At 61.8% G+C, this 17,329-nt stretch carries 20 protein-coding genes and 1 pseudogene; 3 read left to right on the top strand and 18 right to left on the bottom strand.

The window, feature by feature from the left end:
• Positions 1-161 precede the first annotated feature (161 nt).
• The 3 genes from K5K89_RS09975 to K5K89_RS09965 all read right to left on the bottom strand — a co-directional run bounded on the left by K5K89_RS09975 (position 162) and on the right by K5K89_RS09965 (position 2,670).
• Positions 162-1,691: a M57 family metalloprotease gene (locus tag K5K89_RS09975; RefSeq protein ID WP_261401095.1), complete on the bottom strand. Its 1,530-nt coding sequence runs from the start codon at positions 1,689-1,691 to the stop codon at positions 162-164.
• Between the two features lie 374 nt (positions 1,692-2,065).
• Positions 2,066-2,470 carry a type II toxin-antitoxin system HicB family antitoxin gene (locus K5K89_RS09970; RefSeq protein ID WP_071488481.1) on the bottom strand — a complete coding sequence of 135 codons (405 nt, stop codon included), beginning with the start codon at positions 2,468-2,470 and terminating at the stop codon, positions 2,066-2,068.
• 11 nt (positions 2,471-2,481) lie between these two features.
• Positions 2,482-2,670: a type II toxin-antitoxin system HicA family toxin gene (locus K5K89_RS09965; protein ID WP_222541321.1), complete on the bottom strand. Its 189-nt coding sequence runs from the start codon at positions 2,668-2,670 to the stop codon at positions 2,482-2,484.
• Positions 2,671-2,860: 190 nt separating this feature from the next.
• Between K5K89_RS09965 and K5K89_RS09960 the strand changes: the two genes are divergently transcribed.
• Entirely contained in the window at positions 2,861-3,739 is an 879-nt protein-coding gene (locus K5K89_RS09960) for a LysR family transcriptional regulator (protein WP_222541320.1), read from the top strand.
• Between the two features lie 29 nt (positions 3,740-3,768).
• On the opposite strand, the gene phnN is transcribed toward K5K89_RS09960, so the two are convergent.
• The 12 genes and pseudogenes from phnN to ccmA all read right to left on the bottom strand — a co-directional run bounded on the left by phnN (position 3,769) and on the right by ccmA (position 12,067).
• Complete coding sequence (gene phnN / locus K5K89_RS09955; protein ID WP_222541319.1) at positions 3,769-4,341, bottom strand: phosphonate metabolism protein/1,5-bisphosphokinase (PRPP-forming) PhnN; 573 nt, start codon at positions 4,339-4,341, stop codon at positions 3,769-3,771.
• Between the two features lie 123 nt (positions 4,342-4,464).
• Positions 4,465-4,554, bottom strand: a pseudogene (locus K5K89_RS28910) (hypothetical protein); the annotation flags it as partial.
• 168 nt (positions 4,555-4,722) lie between these two features.
• The gene (locus K5K89_RS09950) at positions 4,723-5,115 is read right to left on the bottom strand and encodes a hypothetical protein (RefSeq protein ID WP_071488485.1); all 393 of its coding nucleotides are present in this window, start codon (positions 5,113-5,115) and stop codon (positions 4,723-4,725) included.
• Between the two features lie 15 nt (positions 5,116-5,130).
• Positions 5,131-6,315, bottom strand: a complete 1,185-nt coding sequence (ccmI, locus tag K5K89_RS09945; protein WP_222541318.1) for a c-type cytochrome biogenesis protein CcmI — start codon at positions 6,313-6,315, stop codon at positions 5,131-5,133.
• On the bottom strand, positions 6,308-6,781 hold the full coding sequence (locus K5K89_RS09940; RefSeq protein ID WP_071488487.1) for a cytochrome c-type biogenesis protein: 474 nt from the start codon (positions 6,779-6,781) through the stop codon (positions 6,308-6,310). Before K5K89_RS09940 ends, ccmI begins: the two co-directional genes overlap by 8 nt.
• Positions 6,778-7,314 (bottom strand): DsbE family thiol:disulfide interchange protein, encoded by a 537-nt coding sequence (locus K5K89_RS09935; protein WP_071488488.1) that lies wholly within the window; start codon positions 7,312-7,314, stop codon positions 6,778-6,780. The genes K5K89_RS09940 and K5K89_RS09935 overlap by 4 nt, the downstream gene beginning before the upstream one ends.
• Positions 7,311-9,299, bottom strand: a complete 1,989-nt coding sequence (locus tag K5K89_RS09930) for a heme lyase CcmF/NrfE family subunit (protein ID WP_222541317.1) — start codon at positions 9,297-9,299, stop codon at positions 7,311-7,313. The genes K5K89_RS09935 and K5K89_RS09930 overlap by 4 nt, the downstream gene beginning before the upstream one ends.
• A 3-nt stretch (positions 9,300-9,302) precedes the next feature.
• A complete protein-coding gene (gene ccmE, locus K5K89_RS09925) occupies positions 9,303-9,758 on the bottom strand; it encodes a cytochrome c maturation protein CcmE (RefSeq protein WP_092247762.1) in 456 nt (151 codons plus the stop codon).
• Positions 9,755-9,931: a heme exporter protein CcmD gene (ccmD, locus tag K5K89_RS09920; RefSeq protein WP_061435869.1), complete on the bottom strand. Its 177-nt coding sequence runs from the start codon at positions 9,929-9,931 to the stop codon at positions 9,755-9,757. The genes ccmE and ccmD overlap by 4 nt, the downstream gene beginning before the upstream one ends.
• Positions 9,928-10,683, bottom strand: coding sequence for a heme ABC transporter permease (locus tag K5K89_RS09915; protein WP_071488491.1), 756 nt, complete (start codon positions 10,681-10,683; stop codon positions 9,928-9,930). The genes ccmD and K5K89_RS09915 overlap by 4 nt, the downstream gene beginning before the upstream one ends.
• Before the next feature lie 83 nt (positions 10,684-10,766).
• Positions 10,767-11,435 (bottom strand): heme exporter protein CcmB, encoded by a 669-nt coding sequence (gene ccmB, locus K5K89_RS09910; protein WP_092247759.1) that lies wholly within the window; start codon positions 11,433-11,435, stop codon positions 10,767-10,769.
• On the bottom strand, positions 11,432-12,067 hold the full coding sequence (gene ccmA, locus K5K89_RS09905) for a cytochrome c biogenesis heme-transporting ATPase CcmA (protein WP_222541316.1): 636 nt from the start codon (positions 12,065-12,067) through the stop codon (positions 11,432-11,434). Before ccmA ends, ccmB begins: the two co-directional genes overlap by 4 nt.
• A gap of 200 nt (positions 12,068-12,267) precedes the next feature.
• Here ccmA and K5K89_RS09900 point away from each other — a divergent pair, with 200 nt between their 5' ends.
• Both K5K89_RS09900 and K5K89_RS09895 read left to right on the top strand, forming a co-directional pair.
• A complete protein-coding gene (locus tag K5K89_RS09900; RefSeq protein WP_222541315.1) occupies positions 12,268-13,845 on the top strand; it encodes a flagellar hook-length control protein FliK in 1,578 nt (525 codons plus the stop codon).
• Complete coding sequence (locus K5K89_RS09895; RefSeq protein WP_222541314.1) at positions 13,842-14,171, top strand: EscU/YscU/HrcU family type III secretion system export apparatus switch protein; 330 nt, start codon at positions 13,842-13,844, stop codon at positions 14,169-14,171. Before K5K89_RS09900 ends, K5K89_RS09895 begins: the two co-directional genes overlap by 4 nt.
• A gap of 1 nt (position 14,172) precedes the next feature.
• On the opposite strand, the gene K5K89_RS09890 is transcribed toward K5K89_RS09895, so the two are convergent.
• The 3 genes from K5K89_RS09890 to moaB all read right to left on the bottom strand — a co-directional run bounded on the left by K5K89_RS09890 (position 14,173) and on the right by moaB (position 17,281).
• On the bottom strand, positions 14,173-15,429 hold the full coding sequence (locus K5K89_RS09890) for a hypothetical protein (protein ID WP_222541313.1): 1,257 nt from the start codon (positions 15,427-15,429) through the stop codon (positions 14,173-14,175).
• A gap of 102 nt (positions 15,430-15,531) precedes the next feature.
• A complete protein-coding gene (gene glp / locus K5K89_RS09885; protein WP_222541312.1) occupies positions 15,532-16,758 on the bottom strand; it encodes a gephyrin-like molybdotransferase Glp in 1,227 nt (408 codons plus the stop codon).
• Entirely contained in the window at positions 16,742-17,281 is a 540-nt protein-coding gene (gene moaB / locus K5K89_RS09880) for a molybdenum cofactor biosynthesis protein B (RefSeq protein ID WP_056857153.1), read from the bottom strand. The genes glp and moaB overlap by 17 nt, the downstream gene beginning before the upstream one ends.
• Positions 17,282-17,329: the final 48 nt, after the last annotated feature.

The raw sequence follows: 17,329 nt of genomic DNA, 5'->3' as shown, positions 1-17,329 counted from the left end.
AACCATGAATACACGAATAAATTCGCATAGGAAAATACGCCAAACAAGCACTTGAACCATACCAATTGAAACACCGAACATTCGTTATAAACAAACTGATAAAAACTCACACATCACCTGACGTTCGAAAATACTTGCAACTGACAACGGCCCCCAAGCGTTCACCTGAACCATCCAAATATCCAGTTCGCGACGTGAGAGATCCCTGAAACTATCTGTTTGCCCACCCGCGATCCAAACCAGGGTGCAGGCCTAGGCGTTGGCAGCGGATCAGGCTCTGAAGTTGAGTCAGACACGGGATCCGAGTCCGGTTCCGGCGTGGGGTCAGCCGTTTGATCGGGCGTAACGGGTGCGGCCTCCCCCTTTCCGCTCCAGATCACATCCTCCTGTTTGATTTGGCCATGGCCGCTGATCAACAGGTCTGCCGTGCCATCCCCCTGGGTATCCACGGCCAGTGTGGAGCGCCCGGTTGTGGTGTCGTGACTGAGCACCGCGTCGCCGGCACGCCCGCTGAAGCTATCCGTGAAGTTCAGCGACGTGAGCCCCGCCTCGCGCAGAACACCGGCGACGTCGATTTTGTCGCTGCCGCTGGTGAAATCCTGAATAACATCGGGGGCCTGCGGTGTTGAGTCGCTGGCGCGGTCGTATACAAACGTGTCGGCGCCCGCGCCACCACGGAGCGTGTCGCTGCCGCCAGCCCCCTTCAAGCGGTTATTGGCGCTGTTACCCGTCAACACATCGCTGTTGGAGCCCCCAATAGCGTTCTCAACGACTACCCCCTTGGCGATCGACACATTCCCCCGCAGCCCTCCCACATCGGAAAACGCCTCGGCATTGAGGTTGATGTTTTGTTTATTGGCAAAGCCGGAAAAATCCAGGGTGTCCTCGCCTCCGCCATCCCAGACGCAGAAGACGGGTTTGTCGCGGTCGCTCCTGAGGCTGTAGTGCGCACGATTGGCATTGGAGTTGAACCCATACACGGTGTCGGTGGCACGGGTGCGCTTATTCGCCCCGTACGAGCGCTGGAGCGCCGCGATATCGTCCATCATGGGTGCTGCGGGTTGTCGTTCGTTGAAGTCATGCCCCGGCTGTTTGCGCTCCGACCAATAGCTCATGACACTGCGGGCCTTCGTATCCTGCGCATAATCGGCATTGGCCTCGTAAGTGCCACCGCCGTCGTAAGCGCCCGGATGTTGCAGGCCCAAGGTGTGCCCCAACTCATGGGCCAACAAGGACAGAAAATGACTGCCCACTTCAGGATTGGCGCCCGCGCCTGCCGTTCCCACATTCGCCGTTACGCTCGATTGGTATTGGTTGGGAAAACCTGCGCTGCCCGACCAGGAGCCTGGCATGCCTCGGATGACAATAGAGCCATCTACCTGGGCACTGTTTTCAACAAAGGAAATGTTGGCGACATCGGCATAAGCCTTCAATGCCCGCCTGGCGTGCTCTTTCTGGGCCGCAGTAAAGGCGCCGGAAAAACTAAAGCCCACCACGACTTTATTGTCTCGATCTCGATCATGAAACTTGAAGTTACCTCGAGTGATATGTTTGGCCGCCTGCGCGGTGCTAAACGATCTCTTGTTGCTTGTCCAGTGCAAGGCGTCGTTATCAAACACTGACAAAAGGGAATGCGACGGGTGAACAGGGGGTTGCAGTGAAGTTTGTCGGACAGGAAAGTGCATAACCATGAATACTCTGAACAGTGAACAGCCATTCGTCCATGCATGAGAAATACCAACGCTGACCAGTCCATTGGCAGGCGACTAAATTCTCAAATTAACGACACCTTCACCAGCGCGAGTTATTTTCAACGATACTTAATAAACACCCCTGCAAAGAAAACACAAAAAATCACTTAACAACCGATCATCTCCGAAATACCAACAACACTATGAAGTTGATTTTTCAAGGAAAAAATCTTGTAAAACACCCCCTTAACTTAATCAAAATCTTAATTTCAAACATGAGGAAACTCACTCAAACATGCCTGAAAAAAGGCGGGCAGAAAAACCGTGCTCATCCGACAACGCACGCGCCCCCTCCCTGACACCGCCTGATCGCCCTAGGATCGCACCAATTTTTCCAACGCTGCGTCCGCCAGGAATGACGAGCGGCTTTTGACCTTGTGCTCCCGCACATAGCGGTCGATGCGCTGGATGACATAACCGGGCAGGGTCACATTGACCTTCTCGGTCTTACCCAGGTAGGGCGTGACGTCCAACTCCAACATGCCCCAGCCCATCCCGGCGTAGTCCTCATGGGCATGATAACGGGCGACCGACGTTGGCATCGGAATCGTCCCACCTTCTGCGGCGATCTCTTGCAGCATGATGTGCGCAACTTCCACGGCCGCGTTGTAGGCCTCTTCAAAACTGTCCCCGGCGGTGACTGCACCGGGGATATCGGGGATCTGGATACCGGTGGCGGTGAAGTCATCGCCCCATTCGATACAGATTGGGTATTGCATGAATGCTCTCCTTAAAAATCAAACAGCCCGGCGCGTTTCCTGATGCTTCTGAGGGTGCCCAGTGGCAGGTCCTTCTTGGGGTGGGGTACTGGGATTGTGTACAGGCTATAACGATGGATAAAAATGTGATGACTGCCCGTTACCCGATCCAATACCCAACCCGCGTCTTGCAGTTCCTTGATCAATAGCCTGCTTTGCACCCCAGCCTCCTTGGCTTGGCCCGAATAAAAGTAACTCTAGAGTTATCTTTACTCAAGCACAAAATGCGCATGTCTGACTGACGGCTGTTTTACCGAATATTGAAAACTCAACGGCTCACCACGGGAAACGCATGACACCGCTAGCCCAGCGCCTTAGGCTTGAGCGCCGCCCAGTCAACAGGAACATCCGATGGACCGTCTCACTGCCATGGAAACCTTCGTTCACGTCGTCGAGACCGGCTCCTTCTCGGCCGCCGCCAAACGACTGGGCGTAGGCCAGCCCGCCGTCTCCAAAAGCATCGCGCAGTTGGAGGGCCGCCTGGCCGTGCGGTTGTTACTGCGCTCGACCAGGGGCCTGACCCCTACCGAGGCAGGCCTGGCATTTTTCGAGAAAGCCAAGAGCGCCATTTTCGAAGCCGACGAAGCTGAGGAGGCCGCTCGTGGCGCAGGCGCTGGCTTGACGGGCAACCTGCGGGTCAGCGCCGGCGTGACGTTCTCCCGTATGCGGATCATTCCTAACCTGGGACCGTTCCTGGACCAACACCCCGGCCTGAACATCGACGTGTTGCTTGACGACCGCCTCCTCAACCTGGTTGAAGACGGCATCGACGTTGCCCTGCGTATCGGCAACCTGAGCGATTCCGGCCTCACTGCTCGCCGGCTTGGCCAAAGCCCGAGCCGGGTGTTCGGTACACCGGCCTACTTCGAACGTTTCGGCGAGCCACAAAGCCCGGCGGATATCCTCAACCACAAGGCCGTGATCTACAGCCTCGGAGAAAGCCCGCTCTGGTCGTTCAAACAAGGCCCGCACGAACAGGCGATAGCCGCCCGTGGGCGCTTGCGCGTCACTTCGTCGGAAGGCTTGCGCGCAGGCGTACTCGCCCACCATGGCCTGGCGATGACGTCCGAATGGATGTTCTCGCCGGAATTGGCCAGGGGGGAGGTGAAAGCTGTGTTGACCGATTGGGAACTGCCTCCCAAGGATCTCTGGGCGGTATTGCCGACGGGTCGAATGCCGAGTGCCAAGGCCAAGGCGTTTATCAACTATGTTGAAGGGTTAATGACCTAGCGCCATCCGTGGGCCGGTGCCGCGCGAGGTCAAGCGCATGCCGAATGCCCGTGGTCGAGGCAACACAGCAGGCGCTCGACCGTGTGGTCCAGCGGCCCGGAGTTATCCAGCACGAACAACCCCGCGCCATTACCGGCGATCAGCTCGGCGGTGAACCGCGCATTGCGTGCCAGGCGCGCTTCGATATCCGCCAACGCCTCACGGCCCCGTGCGATCAAGCGTTGGCGCAACACGGCCTGGTCCACCGTCAACAGCAACACCAGCGACGTCGGATAGTGCTCGCGGGTCTGCGCCAGGTGTGCACGGGAGCCGTTGACCAGTACGTCGTCCCCCGCTGCCAGCCAGTCGTCAATCACCCTGGGAATGCCGTAGGACAAGCCATTCGCCTGCCAACTGAGGGCAAACGCACCCTCGGCCTGCATCTGCGCAAACCGCTCCGGGCTCACCCCTTGCGCCGCTTCGCCCACCGACTCCGGCGAGCGAGTGATCACGCGGCGTACAATGCGGCAGCCGCGCTCGGCCAAACGTGGGCGTGCGGCATCCAGCAGGCTGTCCTTGCCCGAGCCCGAAGGCCCGATGAGATAGATCAACCTGCCTGCCATCAGAACCCCCTCTTCGCTTGTCGTCATACGTATTGCGCTACAGGCGCCCCTTCGCGGCGGCGGGCCTGGACCCGGTCTTCGCGCGGGCCGAGGGCAGTCTCGCCACGGTCCTCCAGCCCTGCCGCTAAGTATATCCAGCAAGCCCCCGGCCGCCAGGCCGGCGGCGGTCACATTACCGGAGTGCGACGCGTCGCGCACCACGTTCGGCGCCCCCCCTCGACACTTTCATGTTCAGCGTCTGGCAGCCCTTCGCCGCCTGAATCTGAAAGCACACTCCCATCGGGGGCAAGCCTCCTCCCACCTTTCTTTGATCTCCAGTGTTTGAAAGAGCGGATTTCAAAGCGCAAAAAAAAGGCGACCTGTGTAATAGGTCGCCTTTTGTCATTGCGCGTACTGCTTGCTCAACCCCGGCGGCACACCCTGCACGTCGGTGTCTTCCCACGGCCCGTTCGGGCTGATCGAGCGGCTCCAGCCGTTGCTCCAGCGGTAATACGTGCGCTGGCGATAGAAGGTGTCGGGCTGGTCGTCCAGTACATACACCTGCATCTTGCCGTCCCAGTGGCTGGCGGCGCCCGGAGGTGGCGCAAACGTCGGCGACTTGGTCGGCACGGGCTTCGGCGGCGGGGTCACCGGGCCGGACGGTTTGGTGCTCGGTTGGGTCGACGGGGACGGTGGAATGGTCGGGCCGGTAGGTGCCGGAGGTGGGCGGTGGACCGCACAAGCGCTCAGGCCCAATACCAGGCTGAGCAGGGTGATGCGTGCAAATGCGGTCATGGGCGTTTCCTCGGTTTACTGGTCCGGACTGTCGATGGTCAGCTGCTGCAAGGCAGTGGTACTGCTGGCCAAGGGTTGGCTGCGGCCGATCCACTCGCCAGTGGTCGGCTGACCGGCCCGGGATATGCGCGCAACCAGTTGGACTTCGGGGAAGTTGGACAGTTTCAATTGCGGCATCATCGCGTCGGCATCGCCCAGTTCGACGGTGATCGGCAGTTCGGCGACAGTGACGCGCTTGGCCGCCAAGGGAGCCGGCGGGCCACTGACGGCGCGGGCGAAGATGAACACGCTGTCGGTGGGCAGGGCTTTGGCCTTCGCCTCGGCGGACAGGTCCACGCGGACTTTCATCACGGCCTTCTGCGCAACCGTGCCGCCGCTTTCCTTGAGCTTCTCGGCCGCGCGGTCGATACCGCCTTGCAGGGCGGCGCGGGAGTTGTCTTGCGGTGGCAGTTGGGCCAGCAATCGATTCCAGTAGTCGATCGCCTCTTGATAACGCTGACCTTCAAAGGCAGCGATACCCAGCAGGCCGAGGCTGGTGACTTCCTTCGGATCGAGCTTCAAGGCTTCGTCGGTCAGGGCCTGGACCTTGGGCGACCATTGTTTGTTGTCGGCAAAGTACTGCGCCTGGGCCCACTGGCCGAGCAACTCCGGTTGACGCCCGGCCAGGGCCACGGTGCGCTCGAAGACTTTCGAGGCATCGGCGGAGCGGTCCTGGGCCATGTAGGCGCGACCGAGGAAGTACAGGCCTTCCGCCGAATCCGGCTGGGCAGCGGCGGCCCGCTCCAGACGCTGGGTCATGTCCTCCATGGACACCGGCGGCTGGGAGAATTCGCGGGTCAGTTCGACCTTGTCGCTGGCCCCATAGTGCAAGTACAGGGCAACGCCAAGGACCGGCACCAGAAACGCCGCCAACAAGGGCAGCGGCTTGCCCAGGCGCGACTCACGGGGCTTTTCCACGCCTTCGGTATCGGCCAGCAATTCGCGGGCAGCTTCGGCGCGGCCGGTATCGAGTTGCGCAGGATTCAACACGCCTTCCTCCTGCTGCACTTGCAGCTCGGCGACGCGTTCCTGGTACAGCGCCACGTTCAGCGCGGTGCGGTCCTCTTCACGCTGGGCACGGCGGCCTCGCAGGACAGGGATCAACAGGAAACTCAGGGCAATCAGAAGCAGCAGGCCGGCTGCGAGCCAGAAATCAATCATCAGTCTTGGTGTCCAGCAATTGGTCGAGGCGTTTACGCTCATCCAGGGACAGCGCGTCGGAACCATCGGTCGGCGCGGCGCGGCGGCGGCGCACGATCACCGCCATTACCACAACGCCGGCCAGCAACAGCCCGGCAGGGCCGAACCAGAGCAGCGCGGTCTTGCCGGTGAGGGCCGGTTTGTAGCGCACGAAATCACCGTAGCGGTCGACCATGAAATCGATGATCTGCTGGTTGTCCTTGCCCTCCCCCAGCATTCGGAAAATCTCTTTGCGCAGGTCGGCGGCAATCGGCGCGTTGGAGTCGGCGATGTCCTGGTTCTGGCACTTGGGGCAGCGCAGTTCCTTGGTCAGGTCGCGGAAACGCTCGCGCTCGGCGTCGTTGGCGAATTCGTAGGTGTCGATGGCGGCGTGGGCCACACCGGCCAATCCGAGCGCCAGGACCGCAGCAGCTAACAGACGCTTCATGGCTTGGCCTCATCGACCAGGGCCTGGTACTTGGCGGCCAGTTGCTCGCGCCAGACCACCTCGTCGATCACGCCGACGTACTTGTCGCGGATCACGCCCTTGGCATCGATAAAGAAGGTTTCCGGAGCGCCGTAAACACCGAGGTTCAGACCGAGGTTGCCGTCTTCATCGCGGATATCCAACTGGTACGGGTTATGGAACTCCGCCAGCCATTTCAAGGCGGCGGCATTGTCGTCCTTGTAGTTGATGCCGTAAATCACCACGCCCTTCTCGGCCAGCTTGTTCAGCACCGGGTGTTCGACGCGGCAGGAGATGCACCAGGTGCCCCACACGTTGACCAGCGCCGGCTTGCCCAACAGGTCGGCCTGGGTCAGGGTCTTGTCGCCCTGCACGGTCGGCAGGCTGAACGCCGGGAACTGTTTGCCGATCATCGCCGAAGGCAGCTCGGCAGGGTCCAGGTACAGCCCGCGATACAGGAATACCGCCACCACCAGAAACATCGCCAGCGGTACCACCATCAACCAACGCTTCATGCCGCCGCTCCTTGCAGGCCGAGGGCTTCACGCACCCGGCTTTTCACTTTGACCCGATAACGCCGGTCCAGCGCGGCGAGCAAACCACCAAAGCCCGTGAGCAAGCCGCCGAACCAGATCCAGCGCACAAACGGCTTCACATGCACCCGCACGGCCCAGGCGCCGTCGCCCAGCGGTTCACCCAATGCGACGTAGAGGTCACGGGTGAAACCGGCGTCGATCCCGGCTTCGGTCATCATCGAGCTCTGCACGGTGTACAGGCGTTTTTCCGGGTGCAGCACCGCCACCTCCTTGCCGTTGCGCACGACGCGCACGGTGCCTTTGTCGGAGGTGAAGTTCGGCCCTTCGAAGTGCCTGGCGCCTTCGAAGATGAAGTGGTAACCGGCCAGGTCCATGGACTCGCCCGGCGCCAGGCGCAGGTCGCGTTCAGCGCTGTTCTGGCTGGACAGCACCACACCGAGGGCGCACACGGCGATGCCGATGTGGGCGACCTGCATGCCCCAGTAGCTGCGGGTCAGGGTTGGCAGGCCCTTGATCAGGCCTTTGTGGCGGGTTTTGTCGAAGATATCGCGCACGCCGGCCAGCAACACCCAGGCGGCGAGCAGGAAGGTGGCGAGCACCGCCCAGTTGAAGTCGCCGTAGGCAAACCCGGCGATCACCGCCAGGGCCACACTGCCCAGCAGCACCGGCATCAGCATGCCGGCCAGCCATTTGACCGGGGTGTCTTTCCAGCGCACCAGCACGCCGACCGCCATTACCACCATCAACAGGCCCATCAGTGGGATGAACAATGCGTTGAAGTACGGCGGGCCGACCGATAATTTGGCGCCACTCAGGGCATCCAGCACCAGCGGATACAAGGTGCCGAGCAGGATCATCGACGCGGCCACCACCAGCACCAGGTTATTGCCCAGCAGCAGGGTTTCCCGCGACCACAGGTTGAAGCCGACCTGGCTCTTGACCACCGGGGCACGCAGGGCGAACAGGGTCAGGGAGCCGCCGACCACAAACAGCAGGAAGATCAGGATGAACACGCCGCGCTCCGGGTCGGACGCAAACGCATGCACCGACGTCAGCACCCCCGAACGCACGAGGAAGGTGCCGAGCAGGCTGAGGGAAAACGCGGCGATGGCCAACAACACGGTCCAGCTCTTGAACACGCCACGCTTCTCGGTGACGGCCAGCGAGTGAATCAGCGCCGTACCCACCAGCCAGGGCATGAAGGAGGCGTTTTCCACCGGGTCCCAGAACCACCAACCGCCCCAGCCGAGTTCGTAGTAAGCCCACCACGAACCCAGGGTGATGCCGATCCCGAGGAACGCCCAGGCGACGATGGTCCAGGGCCGCGACCAGCGCGCCCAGGCCGCATCGAGGCGCCCACCCAGCAAGGCGGCAATGGCGAAGGCAAAAGCCACGGAGAAACCCACGTAGCCCATGTAGAGCATCGGCGGGTGCACGATCAGGCCGATGTCTTGCAGCAAGGGGTTGAGGTCATGCCCGTCCGCCGGGATCTGCGGCAGGATGCGGCTGAACGGGTTGGAGGTCATGATCAGGAACAACAGGAAGCCGATGCTGATCATGCCCATCACCGCCAGCACCCGGGCCAGCATCACTTGCGGCAGTTGGCGCGAGAACACCGACACGGCAAAGGTCCAGCCGCCGAGGATCAGCGCCCACAGCAGCAGCGAGCCTTCGTGGGCACCCCACACGGCGCTGAACTTGAAGTACCAGGGCAACGCGCTGTTGGAGTTGTTGGCCACATAGGCGACGGAAAAGTCGTCGGTCATGAAGGCATAGGTCAGGCAGCCAAAGGCGAACAGCAGGAAAGCAAACTGGCCCCAGGCCGCCGGTTGCGCCAGGCTCATCCACAAACGGTCGCCACGCCAGGCACCGAGCAACGGCACCACGGCCTGGACGATGGCAAAGCACAGGGCGAGGATCATCGCCAACTGGCCCAGCTCAGGAATAAACAGTGCGGACGTCATGGCTTAGCCCTCCTTGGCAGGTGTTGGAGCCGACTGGCCGCTGTCTTTCAACGCCTTGGTGACTTCCGGCGGCATGTATTTCTCATCGTGCTTGGCCAGCACTTCATCAGCCACCACTACACCATCCGCGTTGAGCTTGCCCAGGGCGACGATGCCCTGGCCTTCGCGGAACAGGTCCGGGAGGATGCCGCGGTAGGTGATGGTCACGGCTTTGTTGAAGTCGGTGACCACGAAGGTGACGTCGAGGGAGTCGGCAGAGCGTTTCAGCGAGCCCTTCTCCACCATGCCGCCGGCGCGAATCCGCGTGTCCACCGGCGCTTCGCCGTTGGCGATCTGAGTCGGGGTGTAGAACAGGTTGATGTTCTGTTGCAAGGCGCTCAAGGCAAGGCCCACGGCAATGCCGACGCCCACCAGGATGGCAAGGATGATCAACAGACGCTTTCTACGCAGCGGATTCACTTTTCGGTCTCCCGGCGCAAACGACGCGCCTCTTGTTGCAGGTAACGCTTGCGGGCCAGGATCGGCGCGGCGACGTTGAGGGCCAGCACCGCCAGGCAGATGCCATAGGCGGTCCAGACGTACAGGCCGTGATGGCCCATGGCGAGAAACTCGCTGAAAGAAGCAAAACTCATCCACGCGCTCCCAGGCTGCTTTGCACTTCGGCCTTGACCCAACTGGTACGAGCTTCACGCTTGAGCACTTCGAGGCGCATGCGCAGCAGCAGCACGGCGCCGAAGAAGCAGTAGAACCCCAGCACCATCAGCAGCAGCGGCGCCCACATTTCCACGGGCATCGCCGGTTTTTCGGTGAGGGTGAAGGTGGCGCCCTGGTGCAGGGTGTTCCACCACTCCACCGAGTATTTGATGATCGGGATGTTGATCACGCCGACAATCGCCAGCACCGCGCAAGCCTTGGCGGCGCTGTCACGATTGCTGATCGCGTTGCCCAGGGCAATCAGACCGAAGTACAGGAACAGCAGGATCAACATGGACGTTAGTCGCGCATCCCACACCCACCACGAGCCCCAGGTGGGCTTGCCCCAGATCGCGCCGGTGACCAGCGCCACGGCGGTCATCCAGGCGCCGATGGGCGCGGCGCATTGCAGGGCCACATCCGCCAGTTTCATCTTCCACACCAGGCCGACAATGCCGCACACCGCCAGCATCACGTAGCAGGACTGGGCCAGCATCGCGGCAGGTACGTGGATATAAATGATGCGAAAGCTGTTGCCTTGCTGGTAGTCCGGCGGCGCGAAGGCCAGACCCCAGACCAGGCCAATGCCGATAAGCAACACGGCAGCTACGCTCAACCACGGCAACAGCTTGCCGCTGATGCCATAGAACCATTTGGGCGAGCCGAGCTTGTGAAACCAGGTCCAGTTCATTGCTGTTTCCATCACGGTTGCTTTTCGTCGTTGCGAAAAGCTTAGGGTCTTTACTGGTTAAGACAACGCTTAACCAGACCTCATTATTCGCCGACGCTGATCTTCAGGCCGGCCGCTATAGCAAAGGGTGTCAGGGTGACCGCCAGGGCGGTCAGGCTACCCAGCCACAACAGGTAACCGGTCGCTGGCATGCCCATGAGCGCGGCTTGCAAGGCACCGCTGCCCAGGATCAATACCGGGATGTACAAAGGCAGAATCAACAGGGCCAGCAGCAGGCCGCCCCGCTTCAAACCCACGGTCAGCGCCGCGCCTACCGCGCCCAACAGGCTGAGGACCGGCGTACCGAGCAACAGGCTCAGCAGCAGGATCGGCAGGCATTCGGTGGGCAACCCGAGCATCATCGCCAGCAGCGGCGAGAGCAAGACTAGCGCGAGGCCGGAAAAAGCCCAGTGTGCCAGTACCTTGGCCAGAACCAGAAGTGGCAGGGGGTGCGACGAAAGGACCCACTGTTCCAGGGAACCGTCTTCGAAATCACTGCGAAACAGCCCGTCCAGCGAGAGCAGGACCGATAAAAGCGCGGCCACCCACACCAGTCCTGGGGACAAGGTTTGCAACAGTTTAGTCTCGGGGCCAACCGCCAGCGGGAACAGCGCGATGACAATCGCAAAGAACACCAGCGGGTTGGCCAGTTCGGCCGGTCGACGGCAGAGCAAGCGTGCTTCGCGGGCAACCAACAGGCCGAATACGCTCATAGCGACCACCGCCCCAGGTCCAAGTCACGATAACCGGCGGGCACGCGATTGAGCGTGTGATGAGTGGTGAGAACGACCAGACCGCCCTGCTCGCAATGCCGGGCCAGGTGCTCTTCCAACTGGGCGACGCCCTGTTTATCGAGGGCGGTGAAGGGTTCGTCGAGAATCCACAGCGGCGGGCCGGGCAGATACAAACGCGCCAGGGCCACGCGGCGCTGCTGGCCGGCGGACAAGGTGTGACAGGGAATGTCTTCGAAACCCTTGAGGCCGACAGCGGCCAGGGCCTGCCAGATGGCATCGCGGGAAGCGGGATGATGCAGGGCGCTGAGCCAACTGAGGTTTTCCTCGGCGGTCAGTACGTCCTTGATGCCGGCGGCGTGGCCGATCCACACCAGGTTGCGGGCAAGTTCGCTGCGTTGTTCGTTGAGGGGCTTGCCGTTGAGTCGAACCTCACCGGCGGTCGGCTGCATCAGCCCGGCCAGCAGGCGCAGCAAACTGGTCTTGCCGCTGCCGTTGGGGCCGCTGATCTGCACCATGTCGCCGCCCTTGAGCCGCAGTTCGAGGTGCTCGAACAGCAGGCGCAGGTCGCGTTCACAGGCAAGCGCTACGGCTTCAAGAAGAGGGCTGGTCAAAAGATCGCGGGCCTTTACGGTTCAAGTCGGCGGTGCAGCGGCCGTTAAAGAGAAATGCACAATAACGGCTTTGGCGACCGATTTTAGAGAGCTGGATCAAATAGTTGTGAGGTTTTTACCGCTCTCGTTGCAGACGGGCGGCATTATACATGTGATGCCCTACTCTAAAGAGGGCAATTTCCCCAGAGACGACGCGCGCGATGACCGGTGAGATCAACCTTCCTACGCTTGCACCCGCCCCGACAGCCGGGCCTGGCCCCGCACCCGCGGCCGGCGAGTTGCTGAAACTGCTGGAGCCGCAGATCGGCCTGATCGACCCTGGCAAAACCGCGAACGCTGAAGTCATCGCCCTGAAACAAGGCGGGGAAGCCTTCCAGTTGCTGCTCAAATTGACCCTGGAAGGCGGCCGCCAGACCCTGGTACAGGCCAGCAGTCCCCAACCACTGCCGCTGGGCAGCAATGTGGCAGTGAGCCAGACGACTGCGGGCAACCTGACTCTCAGCCTGCAGCAGGCCTTGAGCGCCAATGTCGCCGCCCTCACCCGCATTGACACAAACCAGATGCCGGTAGGCACGCTGTTGCAGGCCAAGGTGCTGACCACCCAGATGCTGCCCCAGGGCACGGCGCAGCCGGCGATCTACCGCTCGCTGGTCACTGTGCTCAACAACGCCCTGGCGGGCGCGACGCTGACCGTGGAAAGCCCTCAGCCCCTGCGCGTCGGCAGCCTGCTCAGCGCCGTGGTGCAGAACGCGCAGGCCCTGAGCTTTGTGCCGCTGAGCGGGCTCAAGGATCAACTGGCCGTCAGCCAGCAACTGTCGACCCAACAGAGTCGCCAGGGCTCGCTGGATGCAGTCCTCACCGCCCTGCAAAACCTGCCACGCGGCGACAGTACTTCCGCCGACCTGCGCGCCGCCGCCGACCGCCTGCTGGCCGCCCTGCCGGACCTGGCGCAGGTCAGTAACCCCAAGGTACTGGCGCAAGTCATCCAGAACAGCGGCGCCTTCCTTGAAGCCAAGCTGCTCGCCGGGCAGAACCCGCAAATTCCGCCGTTGGACATGAAGGGTGCGTTGCTGCGCCTGGTCGCGGACCTGTTGCCCGCCCTGCCCGCCAGCACCAACATGACAGCGATCCTCGCCGCCAACACCCTGGCCCAGGCACTGCCCAACTTCGTGCGCAGCCCTTTGAATACCCTCGGCCAAGTCAGCGCCCGCCAGATACCTGCCAGCTTCCCGCTGCCCGAACGGTTGATGGCGAAACTGGAAGGCGAAGGCGACCTGGAAAACCTGCTGCGCCTGGCCGCCGGAGCCATCTCACGCCTGCAAAGCCATCAGCTGTCGAGCCTGGAACAGACCGGCACGACTGCCGACGGCCGCTTGCAAACCACTTGGCAACTGGAAATCCCCATGCGCACGTTGCAGGACATCGTGCCGTTGCAGGTCAAGTTCCAGCGCGAAGAACCGGCACCGGACAAGGACCAGCCCGAACGCAAGGAGAAGAAGGACGCCAAGCAGATGCTCTGGCGCGTCGAACTGGCTTTCGACATGGAGCCGCTCGGGCCGTTGCAGGTCCAGGCGCAATTGAGCCAGGGCAAACTCTCCAGCCAGCTGTGGGCCTCCCGCCCCTTCACCGCCAGCCTGATCGAAAGCCACCTGGGCACCCTGCGCGAACGCCTGGTGACCTCGGGCATCAACGTCGGCGACCTCGACTGCCACCTCGGCACCCCACCGCGCGGGCCGAAAACCGGACTGGAACAACGCTGGGTGGATGAAACCGCATGAAGAACCCGACACCGCCGCGCCAGGCGATTGCCCTCAAATACGACGGCCAGCAGGCACCTACGCTGACGGCCAAGGGCGATGACGCCCTGGCCGAAGCCATCCTGAAGCTGGCGCGGGACAATGAAGTACCGATCTACGAAAACGCCGAACTGGTCAAGCTGCTGGCACGGATGGAACTGGGCGACAGTATTCCCGAGGAGCTGTACCGCACGATTGCCGAGATCATTGCGTTTGCCTGGACGTTGAAGGGCAAGTTTCCGGTGGGGTATGACCCGCACACCGCACCGGTAGAGCGCGACTTGACCGAACGCGGGGATGACTACTGAATCAGCCCGGCACCACACCGGCCAACATGCGGGCCGCTACCGAGGTGGCAACCGGCTTGCGCTGAGCGTGTTGTTTCAACGCCTGCTCGAACGTCAGCCCTTCATACTGCCGCAATGCCGCACCAAACGCACTCGCCTGCGCAGGCGGAAGTGGCGCGGTGAAGGCCTCGATGAACGGCGCGTCAATCACGGTGTTGCGAACACTCTCTACCTCTGCCTGTATGGAACGGCTATCCCGGGCAGTGACCTTATCGAACAGGGCTTGATCCTTGATCACAAAATCCTTGGCACCGGGTGCGCGTTGAGCAACGAGCACATTCTGCTGACCGTTCCAGGCCGACAGTGAATACTCCTTAAGCCTGTCCTGACTGTTCTTGACCGACTCGATACTCGGGCCACGATGCTCCAGACCCGCACTGAAAAACTGGCTCAGGACATTGAAGTCCATCACCGCCTCATCGGTGCCGCGCTTGAGAATCCGACAGCACAAAGTCGCGAGGTCCACCTGGATATCGTGGAAATGCAACTTGGATTCCTGGCTCAAGCGTGCGATATCGGCTATTTTCTGGTTGAAATCGTTTGGCCACAGGTACAACGCATCCCGCGTCAGTGGCTGCCCCAGGCGCTTTTCCATGGAGCTAATGAACTGCTGAACCAACGCCGCGCCCTGGTCATGCACCTGCAACATGCTCGTGCCGGGCATACGGTTTTGGATCATGTTCTTGACAATATCGGTGTTGAGCGCGAACTGGCCGGTGAGAAAGGTGGTTTTACCCGCTGATGGCGCACCCCGAACTATCGAGACATCCTGCGACAAGGCAGGTGCCGGGTCTTGAAGAATGGACTGGAATTGCGTCAGGTATTTTTCTGCCACCTGTGCGGTCAGGTTCTTCAGGATGTTGGCATTGAGGCTGTCCACCTCAGGCAGCCAGACATTTTTCTTGCCCAGAGCCTGTGCCAGTGTCGGCAAGGTTTCGTCAGCCGCAGCCGGGTCGGCCCACCGCAGCCGTTCATTGTCCTGCAATCGTTGCAACTGCCCAGGATCACGCGTCAGCGCCTGCCAGGAGGTAATACTCGGATCGGCGATCATGCAGGCAAGCCGCTCCCGATAAGTATTTTCGGAAAGCGGCCTGCCGATCAGTTGATTCAAAACCCCACGTGCAGTGCTTGAATTGATTGACGCTGCAGCGGGCAAGCCGGGTTCGGCGCGAGCAGGTGCCGCCACGCCAGGAACGGAAGTAGCAGGTTGAATAGTCATCGTCAGGCCTCCAGTAACCAAGACTCAGAAAATTAACCTGCCCGTTCTGGATGGCTCATAGGACTTATCTTGAGTGTGCCCCCGCCACCGGTGAATTGTGTGTCAGCCAAATACCTCACTCAACGGAATGAAGTTGGCCCGATCGCCGATAGCCAGCGTCGTGCCTTCCAACACCTCGACAAACCCCTCCGCCCACGCCGCGCTGCGCAGTACACCGGAGCTCTGGTTGCGGTAGATGATCGCCTTGCCCTGTTCGATGCGACCACGCAGGTACTCGCGGCGGTTGCCAGGTTTAGGCCAGGTGAAGCCCACCGGCACTTCGAAACGCAACGGCTCGACATCCTGCACACCTTGGCGGCGCAGCAGATAAGGCCGGGCCAACAGCGCAAAGGTCACCAGCGTCGACGCCGGATTGCCTGGCAGGCCGATCACCGGCACGCCACGAAAATGCCCGAACGTCAGCGGCTTGCCCGGTTTGATCGCCAGTTTCCACAGGGCCAGTTCGCCCTCTTCGCGCAGGGCAATGCCGAGGAAGTCCGCCTCGCCCACCGACACGCCGCCGGTCGACAGAATCAGGTCGACACTGCCCAGGTCGCCCAGGCGCGTACGGGTTTGCTCAAGGTCGTCGGGCAGGATGCCGGCGTCGATCACTTCACAGCCAATACGGGTCAACCACGAGCACAGCACCCGCCGATTGCTGTTGTAGATCTGTCCCGGCCCCAGTGGCAGGCCCGGCTCGATCAGCTCATCACCGGTGGACAGCACCGCCACACGCGGGCGGCGCACCAGGTCCAGGCGGTCACGACCCAGGGAGGCGGCAAGTCCGAGTTCAATCGGACCCAGGCGCGTACCTGCCGACAAAACCAGCTCGCCTGCAGTGGTTTCCTGGCCTTGTGGACGGATGTTCTGGTCGAGGTGCAGGGGTTCGGTGAAGCTCACGCGCTCGTCGGCATGGACCACGGCGTTTTCCTGCATCTCCACGCAGTCGGCGCCTTCGGGTACCGGGGCGCCGGTAAAGATGCGCGCGCAGGTGCCCGCAGCCAAGGGTTGCGGCGCCTGGCCTGCGAAGATGCGCTGGCTGACCACCAGGGGCTCGCCGGTCCAGTCCGACAGACGCACGGCATAGCCGTCCATGGCGCTGTTCGGCCAGGGTGGCAGGTCGAGCGTGGAGACCAGGTCCAGGGCCAATACACGCCCGTCGCAGTGCGCAAGGGGCAAGGTTTCCTGCTCGCGGATCGGTGCGGCTTCGGCCATGGCCAGCAGTTGCGCCAAGGCGTCTTCCACCGGCATGAGGGCGCCGGTCTTGCCCGGCTTACCCACGGGATTCACAAGGCTCGGCCTGTTTCAGGTGCGGGACGAAGTTGCACGGACGGTGACGGTTGTCCAATTGCTCGGCGAGGATACCGTCCCAGCCGGTGCGCACCGCATTGGTGGAACCTGGCAGGCAGCACACCAGGGTGCCATTGGCCAGCCCCGCCAGGGCGCGGGACTGCACCGTAGAGGTGCCGATGTCCGCCACGGAGATCTGGCGGAACAGTTCGCCAAAACCATCGACCTGCTTGTCCAGCAGGCAGCTCACGGCTTCGGGGGTGCTGTCACGGCCGGTAAAGCCGGTGCCGCCGGTGATCAGCACGACTTGCACCACGTCTTCGGCGATCCAGTGGGCAACCTGGGCGCGGATCTTGTAGAGGTCGTCCTTGAGCAGCACGCGTTCGGCCAGGTTATGCCCGGCAGCGGTGAGGCGGTCGACAAAGACTTGGCCGGAGGTATCGGTGTCGAGGGTGCGGGTGTCGCTGACGGTCAATACAGCGATATTCAGGGGTACGAAGGGCGCATCTGCCTTGGCTTTCATGGCACGGTCCGGTTGTCGAAGGAACAGCCCGATGTTATATCACAGCCC

This window comes from Pseudomonas sp. DR208 (assembly GCF_019823005.1).
Classification (GTDB): domain Bacteria; phylum Pseudomonadota; class Gammaproteobacteria; order Pseudomonadales; family Pseudomonadaceae; genus Aquipseudomonas; species Aquipseudomonas extremorientalis.
This window is presented reverse-complemented; position numbering and strand designations above follow the sequence as displayed.

Excerpts from the sequence above, each read along its gene's own strand:
- K5K89_RS09975 (WP_261401095.1), bottom strand. The coding sequence starts at position 1,691 with ATGGTTATGCACTTTCCTGTCCGACAAACTTCACTGCAACCCCCTGTT.
- K5K89_RS09970 (WP_071488481.1), bottom strand. The coding sequence starts at position 2,470 with ATGCAATACCCAATCTGTATCGAATGGGGCGATGACTTCACCGCCACC.
- K5K89_RS09960 (WP_222541320.1), top strand. The coding sequence starts at position 2,861 with ATGGACCGTCTCACTGCCATGGAAACCTTCGTTCACGTCGTCGAGACC.
- phnN (WP_222541319.1), bottom strand. The coding sequence starts at position 4,341 with ATGGCAGGCAGGTTGATCTATCTCATCGGGCCTTCGGGCTCGGGCAAG.
- K5K89_RS09950 (WP_071488485.1), bottom strand. The coding sequence starts at position 5,115 with ATGACCGCATTTGCACGCATCACCCTGCTCAGCCTGGTATTGGGCCTG.
- ccmI (WP_222541318.1), bottom strand. The coding sequence starts at position 6,315 with ATGATTGATTTCTGGCTCGCAGCCGGCCTGCTGCTTCTGATTGCCCTG.
- K5K89_RS09940 (WP_071488487.1), bottom strand. The coding sequence starts at position 6,781 with ATGAAGCGTCTGTTAGCTGCTGCGGTCCTGGCGCTCGGATTGGCCGGT.
- K5K89_RS09935 (WP_071488488.1), bottom strand. The coding sequence starts at position 7,314 with ATGAAGCGTTGGTTGATGGTGGTACCGCTGGCGATGTTTCTGGTGGTG.
- K5K89_RS09930 (WP_222541317.1), bottom strand. The coding sequence starts at position 9,299 with ATGACGTCCGCACTGTTTATTCCTGAGCTGGGCCAGTTGGCGATGATC.
- ccmD (WP_061435869.1), bottom strand. The coding sequence starts at position 9,931 with ATGAGTTTTGCTTCTTTCAGCGAGTTTCTCGCCATGGGCCATCACGGC.
- K5K89_RS09915 (WP_071488491.1), bottom strand. The coding sequence starts at position 10,683 with ATGAACTGGACCTGGTTTCACAAGCTCGGCTCGCCCAAATGGTTCTAT.
- ccmB (WP_092247759.1), bottom strand. The coding sequence starts at position 11,435 with ATGAGCGTATTCGGCCTGTTGGTTGCCCGCGAAGCACGCTTGCTCTGC.
- K5K89_RS09900 (WP_222541315.1), top strand. The coding sequence starts at position 12,268 with ATGACCGGTGAGATCAACCTTCCTACGCTTGCACCCGCCCCGACAGCC.
- K5K89_RS09895 (WP_222541314.1), top strand. The coding sequence starts at position 13,842 with ATGAAGAACCCGACACCGCCGCGCCAGGCGATTGCCCTCAAATACGAC.
- K5K89_RS09890 (WP_222541313.1), bottom strand. The coding sequence starts at position 15,429 with ATGACTATTCAACCTGCTACTTCCGTTCCTGGCGTGGCGGCACCTGCT.
- moaB (WP_056857153.1), bottom strand. The coding sequence starts at position 17,281 with ATGAAAGCCAAGGCAGATGCGCCCTTCGTACCCCTGAATATCGCTGTA.